This window comes from Psychrobacter sp. S1-30-MNA-CIBAN-0213, from assembly GCF_040309845.1.
Classification (GTDB): domain Bacteria; phylum Pseudomonadota; class Gammaproteobacteria; order Pseudomonadales; family Moraxellaceae; genus Psychrobacter.
Map to the genome: position 1 here is coordinate 269,407 of NZ_JBEOPE010000001.1, position 20,911 is coordinate 290,317.

The 20,911-nt window shown below is 44.0% G+C and carries 20 protein-coding genes; 9 read left to right on the forward strand and 11 right to left on the reverse strand.

The window, feature by feature from the left end; all coding sequences use genetic code 11:
* Nucleotides 1–23 precede the first annotated feature (23 nt).
* The 4 genes from crcB to AAEY87_RS01105 form a co-directional block, all read right to left on the reverse strand.
* Nucleotides 24–395: a fluoride efflux transporter CrcB gene (crcB, locus tag AAEY87_RS01090; RefSeq protein ID WP_350655571.1), complete on the reverse strand. Its 372-nt coding sequence runs from the start codon at nucleotides 393–395 to the stop codon at nucleotides 24–26.
* Between the two features lie 69 nt (nucleotides 396–464).
* On the reverse strand, nucleotides 465–1,526 hold the full coding sequence (gene tsaD / locus AAEY87_RS01095; RefSeq protein WP_350655572.1) for a tRNA (adenosine(37)-N6)-threonylcarbamoyltransferase complex transferase subunit TsaD: 1,062 nt from the start codon (nucleotides 1,524–1,526) through the stop codon (nucleotides 465–467).
* Nucleotides 1,527–1,681: 155 nt separating this feature from the next.
* Nucleotides 1,682–2,203: a c-type cytochrome gene (locus AAEY87_RS01100; RefSeq protein WP_350655573.1), complete on the reverse strand. Its 522-nt coding sequence runs from the start codon at nucleotides 2,201–2,203 to the stop codon at nucleotides 1,682–1,684.
* Nucleotides 2,204–2,287: 84 nt separating this feature from the next.
* Nucleotides 2,288–2,695, reverse strand: a complete 408-nt coding sequence (locus AAEY87_RS01105) for a hypothetical protein (RefSeq protein WP_350655575.1) — start codon at nucleotides 2,693–2,695, stop codon at nucleotides 2,288–2,290.
* A 395-nt stretch (nucleotides 2,696–3,090) separates the two neighbouring features.
* Between AAEY87_RS01105 and rpsU the strand changes: the two genes are divergently transcribed.
* The gene (rpsU, locus tag AAEY87_RS01110; protein ID WP_010195908.1) at nucleotides 3,091–3,306 is read left to right on the forward strand and encodes a 30S ribosomal protein S21; all 216 of its coding nucleotides are present in this window, start codon (nucleotides 3,091–3,093) and stop codon (nucleotides 3,304–3,306) included.
* A gap of 164 nt (nucleotides 3,307–3,470) precedes the next feature.
* Nucleotides 3,471–3,920: a GatB/YqeY domain-containing protein gene (locus AAEY87_RS01115; protein WP_068034083.1), complete on the forward strand. Its 450-nt coding sequence runs from the start codon at nucleotides 3,471–3,473 to the stop codon at nucleotides 3,918–3,920.
* A gap of 112 nt (nucleotides 3,921–4,032) precedes the next feature.
* Here the strand turns inward: AAEY87_RS01115 and AAEY87_RS01120 are convergent, their stop codons facing one another.
* Entirely contained in the window at nucleotides 4,033–5,718 is a 1,686-nt protein-coding gene (locus AAEY87_RS01120) for a M48 family metalloprotease (RefSeq protein ID WP_350655577.1), read from the reverse strand.
* Between the two features lie 304 nt (nucleotides 5,719–6,022).
* Here AAEY87_RS01120 and AAEY87_RS01125 point away from each other — a divergent pair, with 304 nt between their 5' ends.
* The 4 genes from AAEY87_RS01125 to thiS all read left to right on the forward strand — a co-directional run bounded on the left by AAEY87_RS01125 (nucleotide 6,023) and on the right by thiS (nucleotide 8,355).
* Nucleotides 6,023–6,481 (forward strand): sulfurtransferase TusA family protein, encoded by a 459-nt coding sequence (locus AAEY87_RS01125; protein WP_350655578.1) that lies wholly within the window; start codon nucleotides 6,023–6,025, stop codon nucleotides 6,479–6,481.
* A 259-nt stretch (nucleotides 6,482–6,740) separates the two neighbouring features.
* Entirely contained in the window at nucleotides 6,741–7,604 is an 864-nt protein-coding gene (gene rpoH, locus AAEY87_RS01130) for an RNA polymerase sigma factor RpoH (protein WP_203226502.1), read from the forward strand.
* Between the two features lie 56 nt (nucleotides 7,605–7,660).
* On the forward strand, nucleotides 7,661–8,026 hold the full coding sequence (locus AAEY87_RS01135; protein ID WP_068034077.1) for a DUF423 domain-containing protein: 366 nt from the start codon (nucleotides 7,661–7,663) through the stop codon (nucleotides 8,024–8,026).
* A 128-nt stretch (nucleotides 8,027–8,154) separates the two neighbouring features.
* Nucleotides 8,155–8,355 (forward strand): sulfur carrier protein ThiS, encoded by a 201-nt coding sequence (gene thiS, locus AAEY87_RS01140; protein ID WP_068034075.1) that lies wholly within the window; start codon nucleotides 8,155–8,157, stop codon nucleotides 8,353–8,355.
* 108 nt (nucleotides 8,356–8,463) lie between these two features.
* Here the strand turns inward: thiS and hpf are convergent, their stop codons facing one another.
* Together hpf and rpoN are read right to left on the reverse strand one after the other, a co-directional pair.
* Nucleotides 8,464–8,844, reverse strand: coding sequence for a ribosome hibernation-promoting factor, HPF/YfiA family (hpf, locus tag AAEY87_RS01145; RefSeq protein WP_068034073.1), 381 nt, complete (start codon nucleotides 8,842–8,844; stop codon nucleotides 8,464–8,466).
* Between the two features lie 666 nt (nucleotides 8,845–9,510).
* Nucleotides 9,511–11,199, reverse strand: coding sequence for an RNA polymerase factor sigma-54 (gene rpoN / locus AAEY87_RS01150; RefSeq protein WP_350655580.1), 1,689 nt, complete (start codon nucleotides 11,197–11,199; stop codon nucleotides 9,511–9,513).
* A gap of 302 nt (nucleotides 11,200–11,501) precedes the next feature.
* Between rpoN and AAEY87_RS01155 the strand changes: the two genes are divergently transcribed.
* Nucleotides 11,502–12,392, forward strand: a complete 891-nt coding sequence (locus AAEY87_RS01155; RefSeq protein WP_350655581.1) for a nitrilase-related carbon-nitrogen hydrolase — start codon at nucleotides 11,502–11,504, stop codon at nucleotides 12,390–12,392.
* Nucleotides 12,393–12,439: 47 nt separating this feature from the next.
* Here the strand turns inward: AAEY87_RS01155 and AAEY87_RS01160 are convergent, their stop codons facing one another.
* From AAEY87_RS01160 to lptM, 4 genes are all read right to left on the reverse strand, one after another.
* Nucleotides 12,440–13,426 carry a tyrosine recombinase XerC gene (locus AAEY87_RS01160; RefSeq protein WP_502945434.1) on the reverse strand — a complete coding sequence of 329 codons (987 nt, stop codon included), beginning with the start codon at nucleotides 13,424–13,426 and terminating at the stop codon, nucleotides 12,440–12,442.
* Nucleotides 13,427–13,458: 32 nt separating this feature from the next.
* A complete protein-coding gene (gene dapF, locus AAEY87_RS01165) occupies nucleotides 13,459–14,346 on the reverse strand; it encodes a diaminopimelate epimerase (RefSeq protein WP_350655582.1) in 888 nt (295 codons plus the stop codon).
* Between the two features lie 481 nt (nucleotides 14,347–14,827).
* The gene (gene lysA / locus AAEY87_RS01170; RefSeq protein ID WP_350655583.1) at nucleotides 14,828–16,183 is read right to left on the reverse strand and encodes a diaminopimelate decarboxylase; all 1,356 of its coding nucleotides are present in this window, start codon (nucleotides 16,181–16,183) and stop codon (nucleotides 14,828–14,830) included.
* 157 nt (nucleotides 16,184–16,340) lie between these two features.
* Nucleotides 16,341–16,673: an LPS translocon maturation chaperone LptM gene (gene lptM / locus AAEY87_RS01175; protein ID WP_350655584.1), complete on the reverse strand. Its 333-nt coding sequence runs from the start codon at nucleotides 16,671–16,673 to the stop codon at nucleotides 16,341–16,343.
* Nucleotides 16,674–17,414: 741 nt separating this feature from the next.
* On the opposite strand from lptM, the gene AAEY87_RS01180 reads away from it, so the two are divergent.
* The gene (locus AAEY87_RS01180) at nucleotides 17,415–18,650 is read left to right on the forward strand and encodes an acetate/propionate family kinase (protein ID WP_350655585.1); all 1,236 of its coding nucleotides are present in this window, start codon (nucleotides 17,415–17,417) and stop codon (nucleotides 18,648–18,650) included.
* 100 nt (nucleotides 18,651–18,750) lie between these two features.
* Nucleotides 18,751–20,895 (forward strand): phosphate acetyltransferase, encoded by a 2,145-nt coding sequence (gene pta, locus AAEY87_RS01185; RefSeq protein WP_350655587.1) that lies wholly within the window; start codon nucleotides 18,751–18,753, stop codon nucleotides 20,893–20,895.
* Nucleotides 20,896–20,911: the final 16 nt, after the last annotated feature.

A 20,911-nucleotide genomic window follows, 5' to 3' on the forward strand; every position in this document is an offset into this window, starting at 1 on the left:
CAATAAGTGACATTGATTAGAGCCTAAAGCACCAACTTAAAAAAGTAAAACCCAAGCGCTGTTGCCAGTAATGTCAGTCCGACGTGCAACCCTATCAGTGCCAAACCTGCCAACAGCCGTCCATCATGAATAAAGCTAAACACCTCAGCGCTAAAAGTGCTAAAGGTCGTCAGCCCGCCCAAAAAGCCAGTCATGACAAACACGCGGACATTATCAGACAGCCCGCTATCCATCCGTTCAAACCATACCAATGCCAGACCAATCAGCAGACCGCCTAAGACATTAGCGCCTAATGTACCCAAAGGTATCCAGCTATGTAGCAGATTAAAACGTGTTAACCACGCTCGCAAGCAAGCCCCAAACGCTGCTCCTAAACCAATGGCGAGCCACTGCATAGATTATCCTTAATTTGTATGGCTTTTAATGGGTCTGCACTTAATATAGATATACACTTAATAAAATTATTACACCGCAGGCAGCTCGGTCATCGGCCAACGTGGCACACAACTGACAGCCAAGTCATCAGACTGCCCTGCTTGCAGACGCTCGTAACCCGCATAAGCAATCATCGCCCCATTATCAGTACATAAAGCAGGCGGCGCATAATGGACGGTCGCATTTATTTTGGCCAACTCAGCTTCTAAGGTTTCACGTAAATGAGTATTGGCACTGACGCCGCCTGCAATCACTAAACGGCTCATATCTGCTTGCTTAAGTGCTTTAACGCTCTTCTTCACTAGCGTATCAACCATTGCATGTTGAAAGCTTGCGGCAATGTCAGCGCGAACTTGTGGGTCGCTATTAGAGCCATTTTCTGATCCATGACCTGAGCCATCTGTGTCTTTGATAAGATTGTGCACGGCTGTTTTCATACCGCTAAAGGAAAAGTCTAAACCGCGATGTAGCATTGGTCTTGGTAGGCTGTAAGCATTTTGATTACCAGTTTCCGCCAATTTGGCTATATTAGGGCCACCAGGATAAGGCAAGCCTAGCATTTTGGCGGCTTTATCAAAGCACTCACCCGCTGCATCATCTATCGATTCACCCAATATCTCATACTGCCCAATACCATGTGCGGCAATCAGTAAAGTATGACCGCCGGACACTAATAATGATACAAAAGGAAACGCTGGCGGATTTGCGCCCATTAATGGTGCTAATAAGTGCCCTTCCATATGATGAATACCAATCGCTGGAATGTCTAAGCCGTACGCCAAACTGCGCCCAAATAATGCACCGGTCATCAAAGCGCCAATCAGTCCTGGACCTTTGGTATAGGCAATAGCGTCAATCTCGCTTTTCTTGACGTCGCACTGCTCTAACAGCTCATTAAGCAAAGGTACCAGCTTGCGAATATGATCGCGACTGGCAAGCTCAGGCACCACGCCGCCATAGAGTGCATGCAGCTCTATCTGTGAATACAATACTTGTCCGACCAGACCTTGATTGCCACTATCCATCTGCTCACTATCAAAAATCGCCAGACCCGTCTCATCACAAGAAGTCTCTAAACCCAATACCTTCATACTTTTGCCTTTATACTTTTGTCTTCATATCATTTTTTGCAGCGCTTTTCATTATTTAGCATCTAAAAAAATATGTATAAAAAAACCGCCATTGTCAGTCACAATGACGGTCAGTTTAGCAAATTTCAATAGCGAATATATTCTAATAACCAATATCAGCTCACTGCTGCGATCATATAATCAACAGCCGCATAGACTTGGGCTTCGCTCACCTTATCAGTGGCTTGAGCTGGCATTTTGTTAAAGCCTTTGGCTGAGTGCATGTGTAGCGTCTCTGTGCCTTTAGTAAGACGCGGTGCCCACGCAGCCTTATCGCCATATTTGGGCGCATCAAGTAAGCCGCTCTCATGACAGACTTTGCAATTGGTCTCATATAACTTAGCACCTGCATCAGCAGCCAATACCTCAGGCTCTGCAGCAACCTCTTGTGCTACTTCTTCAACTACTGTATCGGTAGGCTCTACAACAGGTTCAGGCGTAATCACCTCAGGCTCTACTATAGGCGCTTCATCTACCACTACGGTTGTATCGGCAGGTTCATTGACAGCAGCAGGCTCTTCGGTAGGCGTATTATCACCGCTACAAGCGCTAAGTGTCAGCAACGTGCTAATGCTAATCACAGACCAGGTTAATTTACTCAATGGTCTTTTGTTCATACGCTGTTTTTTATTAATCATGATCACACCTCTACTCGATATTTCATGTTAGTGGCTGCCAATTACAGCGCATAAACTTCAGACTGATGGGAAACTTAACCGCTATTAATTCGTAGCTGGTTCGGCTGGGGTAGTGGTTGCAGTCGTATCAGCAGCTGGCATACCTGCACTATCAGCGACTGCCGCATCTGTATTAGCACCGTCAGTAGCCGTAGTCTCTGCCATAGCAGTATCAGTCGTTGCTGCTTCAGCAGTTGCAGCGCCTTCTGTTTCCGCACCATCTACTACTGTACCATCGGCTTCAGTTACTGGCATTGGAGCTGTTTCTGGAAATTCCATATCTTCAGCTTCAGGAGCATTTTTGCGCGCAAGCTCAGCGGCTTCATCAACGCGATCTACTGCCATCACTTCATGTGACTCACCTTCTTTATCACTACTACAGGCAGTAATGCCAAACCCAAGAGTGACAATAAATGCTGTGCTTAAAGCTGTATTTAGTACTGTTTTCTTCATTCCAACACCCTTAATAAAATGGACACATCGACTTGAATATGCTTACTACTATATGGAAATTATCATAGCATAAACTCAAACCAAACCGTTATAGACAGTAGGGATTTTTTATTCATTTACTTTTTATAGGTTTATTAAGCTCTAAACACATTTATCAGGATTTAAAATACGTATAGAAGCTGCATTCATGGCTTATCTCGCCTAATAATAGACATACGCAGATGCACTAAAAGCATTGACTTTACAGCCATTTTTTATTAAAATACCTGCCCTTGTGTTAATGCGCAAGATTATCCTAGTTTGAGCTGATGCCTGTAATCTTGAGATATTACGGCTAAATACTAATATACAGCCAAACTAATGCCTTTATATCTCATCCTAATCAAGGAGTCGTCATGCCTGCAGTTAAGGTTAAAGAAAACGAACCAGTTGATATCGCTATCCGTCGTTTCAAGCGCGCTTGTGAAAAAGCTGGTGTATTGTCAGACGTACGTAAGCGTGAGTTTTATGAAAAACCAACGCAAGTACGCAAGCGCAAAAAAGCTGCTGCTGTAAAGCGTTATAAGAAAAAGTTACAACGCGAAACTATTCGTACCACTCGTATGTACTAATCAATAATACGATTAGTTAAGTACCAGCGCTACACTAACGCCACTGTTATCCATTGATATCAGTGGCGTTTTTTATGCTACAATTTTTGTTATTGCTGCTAACGATACAGACTTGAAGTAAAAATCTCATCAGCCTAAAATTTAACGAACAAGGAATAATAACAATGAGCCAACTTAAACAGACTTTATCAGACGATATTAAAACATCAATGAAAGCGCGTGAGATTGAGCGCGTTAAAGTCTTACGTAACGTACAAGCAGTTATCAAGCAAATCGAGATTGATCGTCAGACTGAGCTTGATGATGCAGGCGTTCTAGAAGTATTACAAAAGCAATTAAAACAGCGCCAAGAGTCATTGACTATCTTTACTGAAAATAACCGTGATGACTTAGCCACCAAAGAGCAGTTCGAGATTGATATTATTAATGAATTCATGCCTAAGCAGATGGATGATGCCGAACTTGCTGCCTTAGTGAATGCAGAAATCGCGGCACAAGGCGCAACATCTATGCGCGATATGGGTAGTGTAATGGGCGTACTTAAGAATAAAACTGCTGGCCGTGCTGATCCTGCACTCATCTCAAAGCTAGTAAAAGATGCGCTACAAGGTTAATTGCCAGTTAAAATATTGCAATTAGAGCATCGTAACTAGAGGATCGCAACCAAAGCCCCTTAGCAGATTTCATATTAAAAACTGCAGCGCTCAAAACGTATAAACATACCGCCTAAGGCTTATAGTCTTTGGCGGTTTTTACGTTTTTAATTTCCTGCTCGATACTTGCTAGTAATGGACGGGCACTACTGCCTTGTGCACTAGCTTGCAGCTGCTTGGTTAGCTGTTTCGCCTGCGTTAATGAGGTTAGCGCTGAGTCGTAACGCCCATTCCACAGCTGGTCATGACTGCGATAACGCAGCGCATTAATCGTGGCTATACGTGCAACCTGCGGTGATGCAGTGGTTTTGGCTAGCTTTTCATTGGCCAGTTGTAAACTTTGCCATGCATAGCGATCACTTGGCTGCTGCTGGGTAAGAGATTTGAGTAGCGCTTGTGCTTGGGTCGGCCGATTACTATTGGTTAGCGCTTCTGCTAAATATAGACGCAAATCGCGGCGCTCAGGATAGAGACGTTGCTGAGCTGCCAGTACTTCAGCTGCCTGCGCCCATTTATTCTGCTCAGTGAGCACTTGGCTATGAGTAATAGACAATAAGGGTTCCAACGTTTGCCGCTGGTCTGCGGGTAATGCCGTAAGCTGCGCCATTATGTCATTAGCCTCATCAAAACGCTGATGTTCGCCGTACCAATGCATTAAAGCCAATTTTGCTCCCACGCTGTTCTTAGCAGCAGTCGTTAACTCTGTCTCAGAGGCATGCTTACCAGTGGTTTTTACTCGCCAGTAAAGGAGATCAAATAGTGCTTGATGGCGCTGCTGCTGAGTTAATGATAACGAGGGATAACGCTGAGCACGACTTTGCGACTCACTTAGACGTTCGTTACTAAGTGGATGTGAGCGTACAAAGCTTGGTAAGAAGCGATTGGCAACTTGATTGAGCTGGCTTTGCTGATTCATCGTACCGAAGAATCTTGGCATCGCTCGTGGGTCATAGCCAGCTTGGGTCATAATTTGCATCCCTACCCGATCAGCTTCGCGTTCATTATTACGACTAAAAGCCATGCTGCTATTCATAGCAGCGGTCTGACTACCCATCATTACAGCGGCCGCCGCATCACCATCAGCAGTTGAAGCAGCAATGGCCGCTAACATGCCACCTATCTGCATCAGCATGGCTTTTCTCTTCTCATCCGCACTATTTTCATAATGCCTTTGGCTAACATGGGCGACCTCATGAGCCACTACGCTTGCTAGCTCATCCATACTACTTGCCGCCAAGATAGTACCTGTGTTCAAGCCAATGACTCCGCCAGGTGCAGCAAAGGCGTTGATGCTAGGATTATCAATAATGACTAATGCTAATGGTGCTTGCTGCCGCGCTTGTGCATTGAGCCGCCATGTCATGTTTTTGACGGTTTCTTGAATCCAAGGATCATGCTCCATCTTAACGCGGCCATTGATATTTTGAAGTGACCACTCACCTATTATTTTATTTTGATATTGATCCGCGAAGCTTAACCCCTGACCTTGCAAGTTTGGTAACTCTAGTTCATCAGATTTTGAAGTCTGCCATGAGCCATAGACCGGATTAGTCACCAATGCCGATGGTGTTGCCGATTGTTGCATAGCAGTAGGCGCAGCATAGCTATGGTTACTGGCAATTGCCAACAGTACAAACAGACCTACATATCGAAACGTTGAACGCTGATGTGATTGAGGCCAAACCCTAGTATGCTGTTTGTTATTTGCATAGTTGGTTGTTGGGAAGTCAGTGATCAAAGAGCTATGTAAATAGTTCAAATGCGTATCCTATGCTATCGGCCATATCATTGTTTTTTGACTATACGAGGTTGTCTGCATAACGTCAATTCTAGCGTGGTATTGGCTACCAATATCTAGGCGAGCGTCACCATTGTGCAACATGATTATGTCACTCTAATGAATCCATCATGGTAATTCTAGTAGGCCAATCATGACGATGACTATATTCAACTGCATTTGCTAAGCAGCTATTTGTTATAATATATCCATGATCTCACGTCATCTTTATACGTTAAGTCTTAAAACCTAACTATCAATAACTAAGAGTTTAAGGGTTTCGTCTATGTCCGCTGAAAGCCATTTGTATACACCTTATCATGTATATTTACAGCAAAACTTATCTAATACTGAGCAGCATACGATTGCGTCCTTACTACGTTTATTACCGACGGACTGTATTAGTGACATTCAGATGACAGAGGTTATAGACGATGTTCAACCGATTGTTAGGATAAAAAACATGGTAGATGGACGCGGTCTTGCTTGTCCAATGCCGCTACTAAAAACTAAAGTAGCACTGCGTAATGTGGCGAGTGGTGAGTCATTGTATGTTGTGGCAACTGATCCTAACTCTCAAGCAGATATTACTGCTTTCTGTCAGCAAACTCACCAAATGGATGGCGATAATCAGTTACTGTTGACAATTAACCAGATGACCAAGCCGCAAACTGCTGACAACACCTTATCAGAGCCGTCCGATACAATATTTCACTTCATCATTACCAAAACCGATAGCAACTAAGCGTCGCTATCCTTTACAATTAAGACAATAAAGATTTTTATCTGAATATTTGCTCATTTAATATTTGCTTACCTATTTAATCAAGGTCAAGAATATGGCTACTCCTTCTACTGAATCGTCGACAACGAAAAAGACGCAAAACAGTGCTGGTACTGAAAAAAATGCCGCACGTGAAGCAGCACTTAATGCTGCCGCACAGCGCCCTCCTTACGATGCTAGTGCCTTAGAAGATACCAGCACACGTGATTTAGTACCCGCGATGCCTACTCACCTGTCTGCACCTGGAGTGAATTTGGGTGCGTATATTAATACTGTACATCAAATTCCAATTTTGACGCCTACTCAAGAGCAAGAACTTGCCCATCGCTATTATGATGAAGGTGATGTCGAGGCTGCACGCTTGCTCGTTATGTCGCACCTACGTTTTGTTATTCATATTGCCCGTAGCTATTCGGGTTATGGGTTACCACAGGCTGATTTAATCCAAGAAGGTAACTTGGGATTGATGAAAGCGGTTAAGCGCTTCGATCCAAATAAAGGCGTACGTCTAGTATCCTTTGCCGTCCATTGGATCAAAGCTGAGATTCATGAATTTGTGATTCGTAACTGGCGTATTGTCAAAGTTGCGACGACTAAAGCCCATCGTAAATTGTTCTTTAATTTACGTAGTCTAAAAAAGACCAATAACCAGCTAACGTTAGAAGAAGCAGATGCTATCGCCAATGATTTGAATGTCACGCGTAAGCAAGTCTTGGAGATGGAGTCGCGACTGACTTCATACGATGCATCGTTTGAGACTCAATCGAGTGACGATGATGATGGACGCTATGCTCCACAGTTATTCTTAGAAGATGGTATCGATCCTGCCGAGATGGTAGAAGAATCTGATTGGGAAGAGAACAACTCATCAGCACTGATTGCTGCAATGGATACATTAGATGATCGCTCACGTGATATCGTCGAGCAGCGCTGGTTGACAGAACAGAAGTCTACCTTGCACGAATTAGCAGCTGTCTACTCTATTTCAGCAGAACGAGTGCGCCAAATTGAGAAAAATGCAATGGATAAAATCCGCGATGCAATGACTATTGAGAGTGTAATTTTGCCTGATGATGTTCAGTAAATAGCCGGGCGTGCCATTAGCAACATTGATAGATAATCTATAATAAGAGTTGTGTAATGTTAAATTGGATAGGTATTGCAGCGATCAACCTTGCTATCGCTGTCGCCTTAGGTGCTTTTGGAGCTCATGCCATCAAAAATATGGTCAATGCTCAAGAGCTGGCATGGTGGCATACGGCAACGTTGTATCTATTTATTCATGCACTAGGTCTATTACTCGTTGGACTCCTGATTCGCTTGAATTATGCGACTCAAACCACCGCTTGGTTACTGCAAATTGGTATTGTTATTTTTGCTGGTAGCTTGTTTGCGATGACTCTAGGGGCACCGCGCTGGTTTGGCGCTATTACGCCTATTGGTGGCGTATTATTGATAGCGGGTTGGTTATGGCTGGCAGTGACTGCGTTTCGCATGGACAAATAGCGATACTTTCTTAAAACAACGTTACTTTCTTAAAACCTAGTCTTGAAGCTTAGCTCTAAAGCATTGTCTTAAAACGATAAGCTGAATAGCTATTGATACAAATCATCATTTTTGAGGGAGCAAATATTATGAGCACTATTCATGTTAATGGCAGAACTTTACAAACTACTCATCAGACCGTACAGTTAGTCGTTAATGAACTGGGATTGAGTACTGGTCGCTATGCAGTTGAAGTCGATGGTGAGCTAATCCCAAAAAGTGAACTTGGACAGTTACGTATTGTTGAAGGTATGAGTATTGAAGTAGTACAAGCAGTCGGTGGTGGCTAACTTTTATATCAAATATCTCAAACCTAAAAAGACCTCAACACATAACATGTTGAGGTCTTTTTATTATTAACGTTTTATTTATATTTTCTTTGTTGAATACCAGTTTTTCTAAATAGCTGGAGCAGCTTCAGCCCCTAGTATGTCTTCATAACGTCCATCACGCCCAGCGCCTTGAGTCTTCTTAGCTTCTTGACGAGTTTTATATTTACGCACTTGTCTATCGAGCTTGTCTGCCATCTCATTAATGGCTTTATACATATCATCGTCGCAAGCTTGGACGAACATCTCTTTCCCTGATACACGTATGATGGCTTCAGCCTTATGGCTCTTTTTACCACCATCGTTCGCTCCACTATTATCTAGTGACAGTATCACTTGAATACTTTGGATCTGATCGAAGTGACGCTCTACTTTCTCAAGCTTATCGCGTACAGCTGTGTTCATTGCATCGGTTACGCTGATATGGTGACCACTGATAGAAATATTCATATGCTGATCCTTATATTTATTACTTATAGTCAACAGATGGGTCGGCACTCCTGCCTTTGCCACCTTGCCTCATCAATAACACCAATTGATTCTTCATATATTCTGTGGCATATCCGTTTGTCACCACATATTAATAATATAGATAAACCTCTTAATATTTATTATTGATATACCTCTAATTTGTCATGAAAACTGACGAGTAGCAAGACGCTATATTGTAACTAAATGTAATCATAGCTGTTGTTCTTTTCTTAATTATATATAATTGGGACTTTTTATTTTTTATTTATATAAACGAATATAGTTATCTTTCTAGTAGATGCCAATTGTTTCTACAGGCTGCTGGTATTTTTGGCTAATTAGTATTATATAAAGCTTGGACGACAGAATCTGGTCACAATTTCAGCAAAGACTATCTGTAAATTTTAAATGGTCTTGGGCATGGTGATTGTTAGTATTGTAATGTGTAATATTACGACTTTTAGGGCGTGTCCTCATTTTGATAATGGTAATAAAAATGAGATAGATTTTTGTCAATCAAAGGAAGTTTTGCAGAGAATATGAACATATTGTCTAGAAATTTTCAAAGAGTGACGGAAATATAGCCATTTTTAGCCCATGAGAGGTTCACTCGTGCAGATTGAGGACATACCCTAGTATTAGCGGCTAGTATTTTTGCTTGCGCTGCGTGGAGGAGCTAATATTCATCGCTTCTCGATATTTAGCAACGGTACGTCGCGCGATATCTATACCGTCAGTGAGTAGCTGGGTTTGGATACGGCTATCGGACAGAGGCTTTTTTGGATTCTCGTCATTGATAAGCTGCTTAATCATGGCACTGATAGCGGTCGAAGAAATATCCCCATCACTACTGCTAACGTGTGACGAAAAGAAATGCTTGAGCGAAAACAGTCCCTGCGGAGTTAGAATCGTCTTACTGGTGGTCAAACGCGACACTGTAGATTCGTGTAGGTCAACTTCAGCAGCGACATCCTTTAGTATTAAAGGTTGCATAGCTGTAGCACCATATTGCAAAAACTCATCTTGACGGCGTACGATACTGGTCGCAACTTTGAGTAGATTTTGATTGCGCTCCTCGATACTACGAATAAATAGTCGTGCGTCTGTAAGGTTTTCACGTAAATACTGATTGTCGGAGCTATCATCGCCACGCTTGACTAAGTTTGCATACTCTTGGTTAACTCGTAGTTTCGGTAATGTGGCTGGATTGAGACGTACATGCCAGCCACCATCTGGTGTTTTACCGTTAGAGGTGCGACGTATTGGGGTTACTAATACATCAGGGATATCGTAGCTTGCAGGCGGCTGAGTGTAATCAGGCTGACTGCTTTGAAATGATAGGCCTGGCGCAGGGTTTAATGTGCGTAATAGGTTAAGTGCGGGGGTAATGTGTGCAGATAACAAGCCAGTAGTATCGGTTAATGCTTTAATATTATTGCTAACCAAATGCTCGCTAGCAGACAGCAAGGCTTGTGCATGCTTGAGGTATGCTGTGTCAGGGTCAAGCTTAGCCAATTGAATAGCGAGACATTCGCTTAGATTACGTGCGCCTACGCCTAATGGATCACAAGATTGGATAATGCGCAGTACCACTTCTATCTCATCGCGCTCTATATGGTCATCCCATTGATAAAAACTTGCCATTGTCTCTAGACTTTTTAGCAACTCGTCAATATCTAACTGCACAAAACCCATGTCATCCATCGAATCCATGAGATACTCTGCGATCAAGGTATCTGTCTCTGAAAGACGTTTAAAATTAAGCTGCCAGCGTACATAGTCTTGAATACTAGTACTGGTGCTCCCTTGATAATCGTCAAGTTCATCATAATCTGCGCTTACTGCTGCGCTACTGCCACTAAAGCTACCAAGATCATAGCTGCTATAGCTTTCATCGCTATCTGTACCTTGATAATCATTGCTTTGATAGTCATTGTCTATCGCAGTATTATCCATAGCACTGCCATCAATATTTGCCTGTTGCAATTTATCTAAGCTATCGTTGAATGTGTCGTCATATTCGGCAGTGTCATAATCAAAAGCATCATCGGTAGCTGATGAATCAGATAGATCAGTAGATACACCAATTTCGCTATCGCCGTTCCACATCTCAAGCGTCAAGGAATCATCTAGATCGTCGGCGAGTTCATCACCACTATCTCCATACTCATCTTCCTCGACGCGCTCGAGTAATGGATTACTATCCAGCTTGGCCTGTACCTCATGTGCAAGCTCAAGACTAGAGAGCTGCAACAATTTGATAGCTTGCTGCATCTGCGGGGTTAGCTTTTGTGAGGTAGTTAGCGCGGTCGCCAATCCAAACGACATACTCATAGCTGGTGTATTACACTCCAATGATATTGCTTTGGTTATATGGGTTAACTGTTCACTGAGAACTAGTAGTGTTTCTATAAGCTTATACTATTTGCAAAAATTAAAATAGCTGGCAAAACAAATACAAGCACTAAGAGCATTAATCTGAGCGAGTTGAATAAGATTAAATTATCTTTCTTGTTCGTAGTAACTTGCAGTACAACTACTTGAAGTACCACTACATTGAATAATGACGATAGCATTTTTTGCAGCAATTTTGCTATGATAATTTATATCTTAAAACAATAACTGAGAATAAATATATGAATAACAGCACACAAAATCATAAACTTACCGTCGCTGGCGTACAAATGAATAGCCAGCAAGACATCGATGCCAACCTTGCTACTATAAAATTTGCTATTAGTGACGCCAGTGCGCAAGGAGCACAGCTTGTGGTGTTACCTGAGAACTGCTGTAGCATGGGGCAGCAGTTTGCAACCGCTGAGCGCTTTGAGTCCCTATCTGCCACCTTAGCAGATTATGCGCGTGCAAATAATGTCCACTTACTAGTCGGCTCGCTACCCTGCTCTTATCGTCCAGATGCCGTTACCGTACCCGATGGACGTTTGCGCCAAGTCAGTCAGCTGTTTGGCCCTGACGGGACGCAGGTCGCACGCTATGACAAGATTCACCTGTTTACCGCAACCGTCGCCGATAAGCAAGGCAGCTATAATGAAGCAGCGACATTTGAGCCAGGGACACAGACGGTAGTCGCTCCAATTGAAGCAGATAATTCGGTTTATCAACTAGGAATGATGGTATGTTTTGATTTACGTTTTCCAGCGCTAGCTCAGCGTCTGCGTCAAGCTGGAGCAGATATATTAAGCGCTCCTTCTGCTTTTACGTATTTAACGGGACAAGCGCATTGGTCGCTACTGTTGCAAGCTCGCGCCTTGGACAGTCAATGTATGGTGGTTGGAGCGGCGCAAGGCGGTGATCATACTTATAAAAATGGTAGTATCCGCCAGACGTGGGGACATGCAGCCATTACTGCTTTTGATGGTACCGTCAAGGATAGCTATGATGACAGCAATCTAACTACTCAAACCCAAGATAAAAACTATGCGTTAGTATTCGCTGACTTAGACAAGCATGTTCAAGAGCAAGCACGGCAAAAACTGCCTATTTTTCAGTGCCATCGCTTAGCATAATCAACGTCATCGTTTAGCATAAGTTAACGTCTGGCTTAACACCACTGCTAATCTTTCTCATTTTGACTGTGTGTGGCACGCGGATGGGCACGGTCATAGACTTGGGTTAACTTAGCAAAATCCACATGTGTATAGATCTGCGTGGTACTGATATCACTATGGCCTAGCATCTCTTGTACGGCGCGCAAGTCGCCACTACCTGAGAGCATATGTGAAGCAAAACAATGGCGTAATAGATGCGGATACAGATTTTGGGCGATGCCAGCCCGCGTTGCTGCTACTTTTAGACGCTGCTGTACGGCACGCGTTGATAGTCGAGTGCCCAGTTTCTCACTGATAAATAGAGCGCTGTCTTGGTGCTCCACCCACAGATTTCGATGCGGCAAATAACGATTGATAGCAGCAGCAGCTTTAGCGCCTATCGGCACTATGCGTGTTTTATTACCTTTACCCGTCACACGCACACGCAAATCGGACAAATCTACGTCGGTGACATCAAGCGCCACCAACTCACCTACCCGCAGCCCACTGCTGTATAGCAATTCAAACATCGCTTTATCACGCAACCACAGGCGTGCCTGCTCAGGTGTATCAGGCATCTCTTGATCGAGCAATTGGGTAAGTAAATCCACATCAGCAATAGATGGCAATGGTCTAGGACTGCGCTTTAATTGATAGCCAGTGGTTGGATTGATACGTGCCAAATCCTCTTCAATCATCCAGCCATAAAAGTGCCGAATAGCTGACAGCTCTTGCTGTACGCTAGCAAGCGCAAGCTTGTCTTCATCAAGGCGCTGACTAATATGCTGAGCCAGCTGGCGTTTATCACAGCGTGTCCACGTCAGCTTCTTACCACGTAAGAATAACGCCAACTGATTCAAGCCAGAAAAATAAGCCGTCAAGGTATGCACAGAGTGATTGCGCACAGCCAAAGTATTTAGCCATCGGTGGACAGGTGACAACAGCTCACGTAATGGTTCATCCAACTCTATAGACTGCGCCTGCTTATAAGTATGACTATCCATGCGAGACATGAGTTGCCCTTAACGCTAAAAATACAGCTTGTTTAATTGGCAGGGCTGGGCTTGATACCTGCTTGCGCCATTAAGCCATCTGGACTAAATACGCCCTCATAAACAAAGGCGGTTGGACCCGTCATCATGACTGAGTAACCGGGCTGCCAGCGGATAATCATGCTACCGCCATATAGCTGCGCGCGCACATCTTCGCCTTCATCAAGCCAACCTTCACGTATGCCAATCGCAACCGCTGCGCACGCCCCAGTGCCACATGCTTGGGTCTCACCGACACCGCGTTCATAGACACGCAAGCGAATATGACGCTGATTCATGATTTGCATAAAGCCTACATTGACTCGATCTGGGAATGCCGGATGCGATTCAATGGCCTTGCCTAAGGTTTCGACTTCAGCGTCAAGTACATCGTCGACTTTGATGACAGCATGCGGGTTGCCCATATTGGCCACGTAAAGCTGCACAGGCGTACCATTTACATCTAAATGATAGGCATTTTGAATCTTAGTCGTCGCTCTAGGGGTAAATGGAATCTCATCCGGCGCAAACTTGGGCTTACCCATATCGACTTCCACCCAGCCATAACGATCCGTCGTCAAAGAAATAATACCACTGGCTGTCTCGACCCGCAGGCGCTGCTTAAATGATAGCTTACGCGCTTGGACAAAACGGGCAAAACAGCGCGCTCCATTACCGCACTGCTCAACCTCTGTACCATCGGTATTAAAAATACGATAGCTAAAATCAACATCCGGACGCATCGGCGGCTCGACGATAAGCAACTGATCAAAGCCGATACCTAAATGACGGTCACCCAATAACTGTACCAATTCTTTGGTCAACTCTAAGCGCTGGGTCACCAAATCGATGACCATAAAATCATTGCCCAGACCATGCATCTTGGTAAATTCTATTAGCATATCCTTGTGTCCTATTCTATTTTTATGTATCCGTTATATTAGCATGCTGTCAGATACAATGATAACTATCAGCGAGCCAGAGACTGTATGAATCCTACTAAAACCGTTAATTATAGATACTATGGCGACTATAGTAGATCCACTATAAAATAAATACAGCACTACTGGGATAAATTTTGCGCAGCCTCTGTCTGCGTAGGCACAGCAAGCAAGGAAAATTTATTCCAGTAGTGGATTATAATTTATGTACTTCTTTTATTTAGGACTGACCATACTATGATAATCAATCTAATAGCTCCTATAATAATTACTATAATAGTCACTATAACTATTGCCATAAAAAACCCATTGTCATGACAACAATGGGTTGTTATTTAACAGTCAGTATTACCTATGCAAAAAGCCAGTTCCATTAAACCAGTTCTATTGCTTCAAAAAATTGGTTCCAGCAGTAGGATATTCTTTTTAAAGCGCATTTATATTATTGTTCATTTTGCCAAAGCATTTCATCTGCATATAGTGCCTCAGCAGTTTCACGTTTGCGAATCAGCTGATGGCTATCACCTGCAACCATGACTTCACTTGCACGCGGACGTGAATTATAGTTGCTGCTCATGGTAAAGCCATAAGCCCCTGCCCCCGTAATTGCTAAAATGTCGCCAGTTGCGAGTGACAGTAGACGGTCTTTTGCTAAGAAATCTCCAGTCTCACAAATTGCACCCACGATATCCCAAGGCTGGGTGCCATCCGTATCGATACCTTTATTAGATAATACGTTGGGAATGACGGCCATTTCAGCTTGATACAGCGCTGGACGAATCAAATCATTCATCGCGGCATCAACAATGGCAAAGTTCTTATGCTCCGTAGGCTTTAGCACATCAACACGGGTAAGCAAAATACCCGCATTGGCAACCATACTGCGACCCGGCTCAAAGAACACTGTCTTGCCAAGCTCAATTAGTTTTGGTAATAAGGCTTGTGCAAAGTCATGGATAGAAACTGGCGATTCATCAATATAACGCACTCCTAAGCCACCGCCCAAATCAATATGACGCAGCTCAATACCTTTTTCGCGCAAGCTATGAACCAGCTCAATGACTTTATCTAAAGCAGCAATAAAGGGTTCGACTTCCGTTAATTGTGAGCCAATATGGCAGTCAATTCCAACGATATCGATATGCGATAAACCAGTAGCCTGCTCATACACCGCTACCGCTTGCTCATGGGCAATGCCAAACTTATTGTCTTTTAGACCGGTTGAGATATAAGGATGGGTCTTGGCATCGACATCGGGATTGACCCGTAGCGATATCGGTGCACGCTTATCAAGTTGCTGCGCTACCTCATTAATTAATGTTAATTCACTAATAGACTCAACGTTGAAGCAGCCAATACCTTGGGTTAATGCATATTCAATATCGCTTTTCGTTTTGCCAACTCCTGAAAACACGACTTTGTCGGCTTGTCCCCCTGCTGCCAATACGCGCATAAGCTCACCGCGCGAGACAATATCAAATCCTGCGCCTGCTGCCGCGAGCACCCCTAACACCGCAAGGTTTGAGTTTGCTTTTACCGCATAGCAAATCTGATGATCAATCGCCGCAAAGCTGTCGCTATAGGCCTGATACACATCAAGTATTGCCTGCTGTGAGTATACATAGCACGGCGTATCGTAGCGCTCTACCAACTCATTAATACTTACCTTCTCCATCCATAACTCATCTTGGTTATAGTGCAGTTCAGGTAGATGGGCGGTTAAGGCAGTAGGATCAACATATACTCCTTGCTCAGTATGGATAGTTACGCAGTCGGCTTGCAATTTAGAATCACTCATATCGGGTTCTCTAATCTAATCAGGTTATCGGCTTCGAAAGCATTAATTTAAAAGATTTAAGCTTAAAAGTGTTAATTTCAAAAGACTTAAGTTCAAAGGGAACAGAACTTCACTATTAAACTCTTCATTGGAAAAGGCATCATTGGAAAAAATAAAACTAGTAATCGTTGGGATCGTCACTGGCAGCGGGCAGCACTTGCTGCTGCTCTAAGTAACTGCTCTTGTCATAGTTGTCATCATCGATATTAGCAAAGGCAGCATCTTGTGGGTGGCTGGTGCTATCTAGTTGATCTGAGGCTGGCAACTCTGCATTGCCTGCAACCGTCTGACTACTCGGCGCTGCTATATAAAGATCCCCTTTTTGTCCGCAACCTGACAATCCAAGCATAACAGCGCTGCCAATCATCAAAGTCCAGATAGCATGACGACCAGAGTTGGTAGATAAATTTTGAATGCGTTTAGTATCTAAAAAGCGGCGTATAGTAAACATATGGCAGATGACCTTGCAACGGTGAAGATGCTATACAAAGGATAGCTATAAGTGACTCGTTATAAACGAAGAATTATAAGTAAAAAAATGCTAACTGCTGCTGACTAAAAGTCGTGTAAATTCAGCACGCTCCAATCATAGCATTATTCAGTAAAGCTGTGCTCGCCTTGAGTTTTATTGACTGACAATTTTATCTGTTTTTTGTCCAAATCAACCTAAAATATAAGCTTAATTTACATCTATCTTTTCGATTATTTCTAGTTTGTACCAAGTTAGTCATTCTCAGCTTTAATGTTTAAAAAGTGGTTAAAAGAGACGTTTAGAGTTGTACTGACAAACTTTCTTACAATTTTGATTACTACTAAACCTGCCTTTATAGCACTTGCTATAGCAACTGAAGCCCTATAGCTGTACTCGGTGAACAGTTGTTGTAGTGCCTTGACGAGTGCCAATCTTTAACCTTATAGTTATCGTGGTGTAGTACTAAGAATGTGTTACATTATATTCAGACCGTATGGCTGTAATAATGCTTTAGCGTGTAGCTCACAGATACGCTAGCATGCGAAACACAGAAAATTATAGCCCAAGATGATCAGCAAATCAGCGACCTTCTTGTTTGACAGGTGTCAACATAGGTGTAGCTAGTTTGTGTTTATTTAACGAGTGGTAATCCTATTGATTCACTACTTGCTTGATAAACATAGCAACACCTCCTCATTAAAAATAATCTAAGGATAGAGCATGAGCGACAGCGCCATTAATCCCGCTTTTAACGATGAAAATACTACGACATCAACATTGACTAACCCCACCTTGGTACTTAACTGTGGTTCGTCTTCTATCAAATATGCATTAATCAGCGAAGATGAATCAACCCGTATCACTGGTCTGGCCGAAAACCTAGGTCTGGATACTGCCCGTATTAAACACAATACGTTAGATGGCAAAAAGCTTGAAATTGCCATTGCAGGTGGTCGTCATGAATTAGCCTTACAAAAAATCCTTGAGCTACTTGAGCAGTATCACTTCATTGCAGTCGGTCATCGCGTGGTTCATGGTGGCCGTGAATATTCAGAAGCTGTTCGTGTGAACGAGCATGTGCTATCAGAAGTAAAACGCCTAAAAGTATTAGCACCGCTACATAATCCTGCCAACGCGCTTGGCATTGAAGCTGTGCAAGCTATCTATCCTGAAATTCCACAAGTCGTCGTATTTGACACCGCCTTTCACCAAACTATGCCGCCAGTTGCCTTCCGTTATCCGCTGCCGAAATCATTATATGAAGACCACAAAATTCGTCGTTATGGATTCCATGGTACTTCGCATGCTTACGTCTCAGAACGTGCTAGCCAGATTACAGATGCCAAAGGCCCTCATGGTTGGTTAACCGCACACTTAGGCAATGGTTGCTCTGCGACCGCCGTCTATGATGGCAAAAGCTTGGATACCAGTATGGGACTAACACCGCTTGAAGGCCTGATGATGGGTACGCGTAGCGGTGATGTTGATCCAAGCTTACATATTCATCTAAAGCGTCAGCTTGGTTTGAGCTTAGAAGAGATTGATAAGATGCTCAACAGCGAAAGTGGTCTGCTCGGTATCTCAGGATTATCTAATGACTTACGTACCATCGAGGAAGCGGCCAACGAAGGCCATAAAGATGCGCAGCTTGCCATTGAGATGTTCTGTTATCGCGTTGGTAAATATCTAGCCAGCCTAAGCTGTGCGCTACCTGACTTTACGGGTATTGTCTTCACTGGTGGTATCGGCGAAAACTCAAAGACGACTCGTGCGCGCATCTTAGATGTCATGCGTCATTTCGGTATTAAGTTTGATGCTGACAAAAACGCAAGCCTAGTCGGCGGTAGCGAAGGTAGCTTCCATAGCGACGATAGCAGCATTGAGCTTTGGGTTGTACCAACCGATGAAGAGTGCCGTATTGCGCAAGAGACCCGCCAAGCGCTAGGACTAGCTTAAAAAGGAGCCTGCTTCTACGAGAAGTAAGCACTTTTTATGACTTCCTAAAGGATTTAATAAACCCCTTCAAGGATATAATAAATAAATAGTAGGATACGCTATGCAAACCATATTACTTGTTCCTATCAGTCGCGGTATCGGTGTGACGTCAGCGGCACTAGGCTTGATTCGCGCGCTGGATTATAACGGTATCAAAGCGGGCTTTATGAAGCCGTTTTTGCAAGATGATACGCTCGATAAACAAAACAGCTTGGACAGCTCAAGCGCATTGACCATGCATGCGTTTGGCCTAACGCCGCCTAAGTCTATCAACCGTCAGCGCGTTGAGCGTATGATTGGTGATGGTAACCTTGATGACTTGATGGAAGAAGTGGTCATTAATTATCACACTATTGGCGGTGATCAGGATGTTGTCATCTGCGAAGGCTTGGTCTCGACGACTGAAGCCTCTTATGCCGCGCAAATTAACCGTGCTATCGCCCATGCACTTGATGCCAAAATCATCTTCGTCAGTACGGCTGATACCAAAAACCCTGCCCATCTTGCTGATAAGCTTGATATGCATGCGCGTGAGTTTGGCGGTATCGCAAGCGAGCGTACCTTAGGGTGTATCTTGATGCGCGTCGATGTGCCGAACACCTTTGAGAACCAACCAGTTGCTCCTGGTGAAGCTGTCTTTACCCTTGATAAGAGCTTCATTCAAGAAGTGCAGCGTTTGTCACCGCATTTTGATACTGAGCAATTTCGCTTAATTGGCGTCGTGCCATTTAGCGATTCGCTATCCGTCCCTCGTACTTGGGATATCGCCGCTGAGCTTGATGCCACTTGGTTGAACGTTGGCGAAGCAAAATCGCGCCGAATTAATCATATTAGTTTAACGGCTCGCTCGATTGCACGTATCGATGAAGTCTTCAATCGTGGCACTTTGATTGTCGTACCAGGCGACCGTGATGACTTATTATTGGCGGCGGCTCTAGCCTGTATTAATGGCGTTCCATTAGCAGGTCTAGTATTAACGGGCGGCGTCATGCCAAACGAGACCGTCACTGAATTATGGCAATCTGCACTCAAAACGGGCATTCCAGTTATGAGTGTCGAGACGGATAGCTACGAGACAGTACAGAACCTCATGCATATGAGCGCTGAGATTCCAAGTGATGATACCGAGCGCGCGTTAGACGTTACCCGTTATGTAGCGGCGCATTTGGACTTAAGCTGGATTAAAGAGCAGTTCAGTGGTGATCACAAACCGCGTTTATCGCCAGCAGCTTTCCGTCATCAAGTCGTCTTAAAAGCACAAAATGCTAAAAAGCGTGTGGTATTGCCAGAAGGCTCGGAACCACGTACCGTAGAGGCAGCGTGTATCTGCCAAAGCCGCGGTATCGCAAACTGTGTGCTATTGGCTAAGCGCGAAGATGTCGAACAAGTTGCCAAAAACCGCGATTTAATCTTGCCAGAAGGGCTTGAGATTATCGATCCTGATACGCTCGATATGAGTAAATATATCGCGGCGGTCGTTGAACGCCGTAAAGGTAAAACCACCGCAGACGTGGCTGCTGAATATCTGCAAGATACAGTTTATTTAGGCACTATCATGCTGCAGATGGATGAAGTCGATGGTCTAGTCTCTGGTGCGATTCATACTACTGCCAACACGGTACGCCCTGCATTTCAGCTGATTAAGACGGCACCGCAGTACTCATTAGTATCGTCGATCTTCTTTATGCTGTTGCCTGAGCAAGTCGTTGTATATGGCGACTGTGCCATTAACCCAGACCCAACCGCTGAGGAATTGGCTGAGATTGCTATCCAGTCTGCGCAATCTGCCGCAGCATTCGGTATCGAGCCAAAAGTTGCTATGATTAGCTATTCAACCGGTGCATCGGGTACGGGTGCTGATGTTGAAAAAGTCACTCGCGCCACGGAGATCGTTCGCGAACGCGCCCCCAATCTCGCTGTTGATGGCCCATTGCAATATGACGCTGCTTCGGTCATGAGCGTTGGTAAGCAAAAAGCCCCAGACTCGCCAGTCGCTGGACAAGCTAACGTGTTTATCTTCCCAGACTTAAACACGGGTAACACTACTTATAAAGCGGTGCAACGTAGCGCCAATGTCATTAGTGTGGGTCCGATGCTCCAAGGTCTAAACAAGCCTGTCAACGATCTATCCCGTGGCGCGCTGATCGATGATATCGTCTACACCATCGCTCTGACCGCTATTCAAGCACATAGCGACCTGATTTAATTATCTAAACACACGC